This is a genomic window from Pseudomonas sp. B2021, from assembly GCF_018135665.1.
Lineage (GTDB): Bacteria > Pseudomonadota > Gammaproteobacteria > Pseudomonadales > Pseudomonadaceae > Aquipseudomonas > Aquipseudomonas lactis.
Genome location: NZ_SMOF01000001.1, coordinates 1706588 through 1713634 on the forward strand (window position 1 = coordinate 1706588; position 7047 = coordinate 1713634).

The following is a 7047-nucleotide window of genomic DNA, read 5'->3' on the forward strand; positions in this document are numbered from 1 at the left end:
GTACGGGCAACAATGCAGGCATAAAAAAACCGCTTCCGGTAAGGGAAGCGGTTTTTTCACACCTGCGCTATCAGAACAACTTCAACGGCGGTGCTTGTTCTTTCAACGGCTCGTTCTTCGCGGTCTGCTCGTTCCAGCCACCGCCGAGGGCCTTGTACAGGTTGACCTCGCTGGTGAGCTGCGCCAGGCGGTCGGTGATCAGCGATTGCTGGGCACTGAACAGTTGGCGCTGGGCGTCGAGGAAGGTCAGGTTGCTGTCGACACCAATGCGGTAGCGACGCTCGGCCAGGCGGTAGTAATCCTGGTTAGCCTCGACGAAGCCGCGCTGGGCATCCAGTTGCTGCTTGTAGGTCGCACGCGCGGCGAGGCCGTCGGAGACTTCCTGGAAGCCGGTCTGGATGGCCTTCTCGTAGTTGGCCACGTTGATCTCTTTCTGGATCTTCGAGTAGTCCAGGCTTGCGCGCAGGCTACCGGCGTTGAAGATCGGGATGTTGATCTGCGGGGCAAACGCCCAGGTCCCCGAACCGCCTTTGAACAGGCCGCCCAGGGTAGGGCTGGCGGTACCGGCGCTGGCGGTCAGGCTGATGCTCGGGAAGAACGCCGCACGGGCCGCGCCGATATTGGCGTTGGCCGCCTTGAGGTTGTACTCGGCCTGCACAATGTCGGGACGACGTTGCAGCAGGTCCGATGGCAACCCGGCCGGCACTTCGCTGAGCAGGTCATCGGACAGCGGCTTGCTGGCGATATTGGCCGGCAGGCCGGTGCCCAGCAGCAGGGTCAGGCTGTTTTCGTCCTGGGCCACCTGGCGGGTGTAACGCGCCAGTTGCACACGGGCGTTTTCCACCGAGGTGCGCGCCTGGCTGAGGTCGAGGGCTGAGGCCACGCCGACTTCATTGCTGCGCGAGGTGAGCTTGTAGCTTTGCTCGAACGCGGCCAGGGTGTCCTGGGTCAGCTTGAGCAGCTCCTTGTCGGCCTGCCAGGTCAGGTAGGCATTCGCCACGCTGGCCACCAGGCTGATTTGGGTGCTGCGGCGCGCTTCTTCAGTGGCGAAGTATTTTTGCAACGCTTCTTCACTGAGGCTGCGCACGCGACCGAACAGGTCCAGCTCGTAAGAGCTGATCCCCAGGCCAGCCGAGTATTGGCTGGAGATAGTCGACTCGCCAGTCTGCGACAGCTTCGCCGGGGTGCGCTGGCGGCTACCGTTGCCGGTGGCCGAGATAGCCGGGAACAGGTCGGCACGCTGGATCTGGTACTGCGCCGCATAGGCGTCGATGTTCAGCGCCGCGACACGCAGGTCACGGTTGTTCACCAACGCGGTCTGGATCAGCTGTTGCAGGGCAGGGTCATGGAAAAACTGCTTCCAGCCTTGCTCGGCAGCGGCCTGGCTCGGCGCCTGGGCCGACGAATACGCCGGCCCCTGCGGGAACTGCGCGGCCACCGGCGCTTCGGGACGCTGATAGTCAGGTATCAGCGAGCAGCCACTGAGCACGAAGGCGGTGACGGCTAGGGAAAGTAGCGACTTGCTCATTGGCCAGCCTCTTTAGGAGTTTCAGTAGTGTCTTTCTTTTTGCGTTCGCCAGCGGAGGACACGGTTGCGTAGAACAGTGGCACCCAGAAGATCGCCAGCACAGTAGCCGTGATCATACCGCCGATCACGCCGGTACCGATCGCGTGCTGGCTGCCTGAGCCGGCACCGGTTGAAATCGCCAGCGGCAGTACGCCGAGCACGAACGCCATGGACGTCATGATGATCGGGCGCAGACGCATGCGGGACGCTTCGATAGCCGCCTCGACGATGCCTTTGCCTTGCTCATGCAGTTCCTTGGCGAATTCCACGATGAGAATGGCGTTTTTCGCCGCCAGGCCCACCGTCACCAACAGGCCCACCTGGAAGAACACGTCGTTGGACAAGCCGCGCATGCTGGTGGCGATCAGTGCACCGATCACACCCAGAGGTACAACCAGAATCACCGCGATCGGGATCGACCAGCTTTCGTACAGCGCCGCCAGGCACAAGAACACGACCAGCAGCGACAGTGCGTACAGTGCTGGCGCCTGGGAACCGGAAAGGCGTTCTTCGTACGACAGGCCTGTCCAGGCGTAACCGACACCGGCCGGCAGTTCTTTGGCGATGCGTTCGACTTCGGCCATCGCATCACCGGTACTGTAGCCCGGTGCCGGGGTACCGAGGATTTCCATCGCCGCTACACCGTTGTATCGCGAAAGCTTGGGCGAACCGTAGATCCACTGGCCCGACGAGATGGCCGACAGCGGCACCATTTTCCCGTCGTTGCTGCGCACGTACCATTTGTCCAGGTCTTCGGGCGACATGCGGCTGGCGGCGTCACCTTGTACATACACCTTCTTCACGCGACCACGGTCGATGAAGTCGTTGATGTAGCTACCACCCAAGGCAATGGCCAGGGTCTGCTGGATATCCGCGAGGCTGATGCCCTGGGCACTGGCCTTCTCGTCGTCAACGGTCAGCTCGTACTGCGGCTCGTCGTTCACGCCGTTAGGACGTACGCCGGCCAGCACCTTGCTCTGTGCTGCCGCGCCCAGGAACTGGTTACGTGCAGCCATCAGCTTGTCGTGGCCGACGCCACCCTGGTCTTGCAGGAACACGTCAAAACCGGTGGCGTTACCCAGCTCCAGTACCGAAGGTGGCACGATGGCAAATACCATGGCGTCCTTGAAGGCCCCGAAGAAGTAACCCTGGGCACGCTTGGCCACTTCGAACACCGATTGGGTCGAGTCACGCTCATCCCACGGTTTGAGCATCACGAACGCGAGACCCGAGCTCTGGCCACGGCCAGCAAAGTTGAAGCCGTTCACGGTAAACACCGACTTCACCGCCTTGCCTTCGCCTGGCTCGCCTTCCTTGTCGTTCAGCAGGAAGGCGCGCATGTCGTCGACGACTTTTTGCGTGCGCTCAGCCGAAGCACCAACCGGTGTCTGCACCTGGGCGAAGATCACACCCTGGTCTTCCTCAGGCAGGAACGCGCTTGGAATACGGGTGAACATCCAGATCATGCCGACCAGGATCAGCGCATACACCAGGAACGCCGGGATCTTGTGCTTGATCATGCCGCCCACGCCGCGCTCGTACTTGAGTACGCCACGGTCGAAGGTGCGGTTGAACCAGCCGAAGAAGCCGCGCTTGGGTTGGCCGTGTTTTTCCGGATCAATCGGCTTGAGCATGGTGGCGCACAAGGCCGGGGTAAAGATCAGGGCTACGAGTACCGACAACGCCATCGCCGAAACAATGGTGATGGAGAACTGCCGGTAGATCACACCGGTGGAACCACCGAAGAACGCCATCGGCAGCAGTACCGCCGAGAGTACCAGGGCAATACCCACCAGGGCGCCCTGGATCTGGCCCATGGACTTGATCGTTGCTTCCTTGGGTGATAGGTGCTCCTCGGCCATTACCCGTTCGACGTTTTCCACCACGACGATGGCATCGTCCACCAGCAAGCCGATGGCCAGGATCATGCCGAACATGGTCAGGGTGTTGATGGTGAAGCCGCACGCCGCCAGGATCCCGAAGGTACCCAGCAATACCACCGGTACGGTCATGGTGGTGATGATGGTGGCGCGGAAGTTCTGCAAGAACAGGAACATCACCAGGAACACCAGCACGATCGCTTCGACCAGGGTGTGAACCACACCGGAGATCGATTCGGTCACCACCGGGGTGGTGTCATACGGCACCACCGCCTTCATGCCAGGCGGGAAGAACGGCTCCAGGGACTTGACTGTTTCGCGGATGGCCTTGCCAGTGTCCAGTGCGTTGGCACCGGCCGCCAGCTTGATCGCCATACCCGAAGCCGGCTTGCCGTTGAACTGTGCACTGATGCTGTAGTTCTGGCCGCCCAGTTCGATACGCGCGACGTCACCCAGGCGAACCTGGGAGCCGTCGGTGTTCACCTTCATCAGGATCTTGGCGAATTCCTCGGTGCTTTGCAGGCGCGTCTTGCCGATGATCGTGGCGTTCAGCTGGGTGCCAGGCAGGGCAGGCAGGCCGCCCAATTGGCCGGTGGCCACCTGCACGTTCTGAGCCTTGATGGCATTGCTGACGTCCACTGGCGTGAGCTGGTAGTTGTTCAGCTTGGCCGGGTCGAGCCAGATACGCATGGCGTACTGCGAACCGAACACCTGGAAGTCACCCACCCCCGCAGTACGGGAGATCGGGTCCTGGATGTTGGACACGATGTAGTTGGAGAGGTCGTCCTTGGTCATGCTGCCGTCTTCCGACACCAGACCGATCACCATCAGGAAGTTCTTCACCGACTTGGTCACACGGATACCCTGTTGCTGCACTTCTTGCGGCAGCAGTGGGGTGGCCAGGTTCAGCTTGTTCTGTACCTGAACCTGGGCGATATCCGGGTTGGTACCCTGGTTGAACGTCACGGTGATGGTCATGCTGCCGTCGGAGTTACTGTCCGAGGAGACATAACGCAGGTTGTCGATACCGTTGAGCTGTTGCTCGATGACCTGCACCACGGTGTCCTGCACGGTTTGTGCGGACGCGCCTGGGTAGGTCACCTGGATATCAATGGCCGTTGGCGCAATGGCCGGGTATTGGTTGATGGGCAACTTCAGGATCGAGAGTGCCCCGACCAGCATGATCACCAGGGCAATTACCCAGGCGAAAATGGGACGGTCGATAAAAAATTTCGACATGGATTACTCCCCTTGACCAGCAGCGGCAGCAGGCGCAGCAGCGGTACCGGCGGGTTTGGCGTTGGAGGCTTCCGTGACCTTCACCTCGGCGCCCGGCTTGACGTACTGCAAGCCTTCGGTGATGACGCGATCACCGGCATTGAGGCCTTTTTCCACCAGCCAGTAGGCACCGGCGGTACGGTTGGCAACCAGTTCGCGTTGCTCGACCTTGTTGTCCTTGTTCACGATCAGCGCCGTCGGAATGCCGCGCAGGTCGCGGGTCACACCTTGCTGCGGAGCCAGGATGGCCTTGCTGTTCACACCGGCCAGCAACTGGGCGTGCACGAACATGCCCGGCAGCAGCACGTGGTCAGGGTTGGGGAACACGGCACGCAGGGTCACGGAACCGGTGGTCTGGTCGACCGACACTTCGGAGAATTCGAGCTTGCCGTCCTGGGCGTAGGCCGTGCCGTCTTCCAGGGTCAGCTTGACCTTGGCGGCGTTTTCGCCGGCCTTCTCCAGCTGGCCGCTTTCCAGGTCGCGGCGCAGTTTCAGCATTTCAGCCGAGGACTGCGTGACGTCGACGTAGATCGGGTCCAGTTGCTGAATCACGGCCATGGCATCGGCCTGGCCATTGCTGACCAGTGCGCCTTCGGTCACCGAAGAACGACCAATACGCCCGGAGATCGGCGCAAACACTTTGGTGTAGCGCACGTTGATCTGGGCGGTTTGAACGTTTGCTTCGGCGGTCATGCGGTTGGCGACGGCAGTGTCGTATTCCTGACGGCTGACGGCCTGTTCATCGACCAACTGCTTGTAGCGGTCGCTGATGGACTTGGTCTGGGACAGGCTGGCTTGTGCGCTTTTCAGGGTGGCCTCATACACCGACGGGTCGATCTGGTAGAGCTGTTGCCCTTCCTTCACGTCGGCGCCTTCCTTGAACAGGCGCTTGAGAATGATGCCGTTGACCTGAGGCCGGACTTCCGCGATGCGAAAGGCCGTGGTGCGGCCTGGCAGCTCGGTGGTCAGGGTATAGGCTTGCGGTTGAATGGTGACCACGCCGACCTGAGGGGTTTGAGCGGGCGGTGCCGCTTCTTCCTTTTTACATCCGCTGAGCAGCGATGCCAGGGCGACGGCAGTGACCAGAGCGGTAACAGCTGGCTTAAGTTGCATGAAGATCCTCGGGTCAGGCGCGCAGAGTGCGCACAAGAAGTGTGGAAGGGTAAAAAACAAGCCGTGAGTGGATAAGTAGCTTGCTACGCAATATACTTACGTTCATGGTTGTTTGTAAACTCTTGACAGGCTTCGCGCAATGTTGACAAAGCACTGCCGCAAGCCTCGATTCTAGTACGTTCGGCGCCCATGACGGCGTCGTCCCACAATTATTCAGATGACGGTCAAGTACCGTCCACAGTGTCCCGATTGAGGTTTTACTGCCATGGTTCGTCGCACCAAAGAGGAAGCTCAGGAAACGCGCAACCAGATTCTCCAAGCCGCCGAGCAAGCCTTTTATGAGCGTGGCGTGGCGCGTACCACCCTGGCGGATATCGCCGCGCTGGCGGGCGTGACGCGCGGGGCTATCTATTGGCATTTCAGCAATAAGTCCGATTTGCTCCAGGCCTTGCTCGACACGCTGCACGAACCTCTGGACGAATTGGCCCGGGCGAGTGAAAGCGAGGATGAAGTCGACCCGCTGGGCTGTATGCGCAAGCTGCTGATTCATCTCTACCATGAAGTGGCCCTGGACCCGAAAACCCGGCGCATCAACGAGATTCTGTTTCATAAGTGCGAGTTCACCGATGAAATGTGCGACATGCGCCGCCAGCGCCAGACCCACAGCCTGGAATGCAACCTGCGTATCAGCCTGACGTTGCGTAACGCGGTCAATCGCGGGCAACTGCCTGAAAATCTCGACACCACCCGTGGGGCTGTCTGCATACATGCCTTTATCCACGGTTTGATCGGCCAGTGGCTGCTGGTCCCCGATAGCTTTGAACTGCATCAGGACGCCGAGCGCTGGGCTGATATAGGGCTGGACATGCTGCGCCTGAGCCCCAGCCTGCGCAATTGAAACAAAATGCGTAATTGCAACCCGTTGTGTCAACAGTAAAGCCTAAAGACGGTCAATCGTCCTTCTGCCTGATTTGTGGGGTGACTTTATATACGGCATGGCGGGCGGTTGATAGGTAGCCGGCTAAGTATTTTGTAGCGATATTGTTGCGGTTCTGTGAAGCGATGTTTCCAGGGGGCACAAATGTGGGAGGGAGACTTGCCCCTGACACTGTAGGCGCGAGCTTGCTCGCGAAAAACTAACAGGCGCCGCGTTCGTTCAGGAAGCGCGCGTTATTGTTGACGTTTTTCGCGAGCAAGCTCGCTCCTACA

General features: G+C 60.2%; 4 protein-coding genes. 1 reads left to right on the forward strand and 3 read right to left on the reverse strand.

Annotation, left to right across the window (positions count from 1 at the left end):
- Nucleotides 1-70: 70 nt before the first annotated feature.
- The 3 genes from adeC to E1K68_RS07670 are packed head-to-tail and all read right to left on the reverse strand — an operon-like array spanning nucleotide 71 to nucleotide 5838.
- The gene (gene adeC, locus E1K68_RS07660; RefSeq protein ID WP_169855420.1) at nucleotides 71-1528 is read right to left on the reverse strand and encodes an AdeC/AdeK/OprM family multidrug efflux complex outer membrane factor; all 1458 of its coding nucleotides are present in this window, start codon (nucleotides 1526-1528) and stop codon (nucleotides 71-73) included.
- Complete coding sequence (locus E1K68_RS07665) at nucleotides 1525-4686, reverse strand: efflux RND transporter permease subunit (protein ID WP_212613923.1); 3162 nt, start codon at nucleotides 4684-4686, stop codon at nucleotides 1525-1527. The genes adeC and E1K68_RS07665 overlap by 4 nt, the downstream gene beginning before the upstream one ends.
- Before the next feature lie 3 nt (nucleotides 4687-4689).
- Complete coding sequence (locus tag E1K68_RS07670) at nucleotides 4690-5838, reverse strand: efflux RND transporter periplasmic adaptor subunit (RefSeq protein ID WP_034134944.1); 1149 nt, start codon at nucleotides 5836-5838, stop codon at nucleotides 4690-4692.
- A 265-nt stretch (nucleotides 5839-6103) separates the two neighbouring features.
- Here E1K68_RS07670 and E1K68_RS07675 point away from each other — a divergent pair, with 265 nt between their 5' ends.
- Complete coding sequence (locus E1K68_RS07675; protein ID WP_003189343.1) at nucleotides 6104-6736, forward strand: TetR family transcriptional regulator; 633 nt, start codon at nucleotides 6104-6106, stop codon at nucleotides 6734-6736.
- The last annotated feature ends 311 nt before the right edge of the window (nucleotides 6737-7047 follow it).

Excerpts from the sequence above, each read along its gene's own strand:
- E1K68_RS07670 (WP_034134944.1), bottom strand. The coding sequence starts at position 5,838 with ATGCAACTTAAGCCAGCTGTTACCGCTCTGGTCACTGCCGTCGCCCTG.
- E1K68_RS07665 (WP_212613923.1), bottom strand. The coding sequence starts at position 4,686 with ATGTCGAAATTTTTTATCGACCGTCCCATTTTCGCCTGGGTAATTGCC.
- E1K68_RS07675 (WP_003189343.1), top strand. The coding sequence starts at position 6,104 with ATGGTTCGTCGCACCAAAGAGGAAGCTCAGGAAACGCGCAACCAGATT.
- adeC (WP_169855420.1), bottom strand. The coding sequence starts at position 1,528 with ATGAGCAAGTCGCTACTTTCCCTAGCCGTCACCGCCTTCGTGCTCAGT.